Annotated in this window: 1 pseudogene; it reads left to right on the top strand. The window is 68.3% G+C overall.

From position 1 onward, the window contains the following. Nucleotides 1-369 (top strand): annotated as a pseudogene (locus H6B10_RS15650) (cardiolipin synthase); the annotation flags it as partial.

Genomic DNA, 369 nt, shown 5'->3' with positions numbered 1-369 from the left:
GCAGGGCGGGCTGCTCTATCTGCTGTGGGGCGACAAACGCCCCGCCATACGGCTGCGCCGCCGGATGGAACAGGCCGAGGCCCAGCTGGCGCCCCTGCGCACCCCCGACCCCGCCGCCCAGGAAAAGCTGGAACAGCTGGACCCCCGCGCCGCCGAAACCGCCCGCTATCTGCGGGATTTTGCCCCCGGCCCGGTGTTTGACGGCACCGACGTGCGGTACTACCCCAACGGCGAAAGCATGTTCGCCGATATGCTGCCCGCCCTGCGCAGCGCCCGGCGCAGCATCTATGTGGAAAGTTTTATCATCGGCATGGGCGAGATGTGGGGCCAGATCCACGAGATCCTGCGCCAGAAAGCCGCCCAGGGGCT

It is taken from the genome of Gemmiger formicilis (assembly GCF_016901605.1).
Taxonomy (GTDB): Bacteria; Bacillota; Clostridia; order Oscillospirales; family Ruminococcaceae; genus Gemmiger; species Gemmiger formicilis_B.
This window is presented reverse-complemented; position numbering and strand designations above follow the sequence as displayed.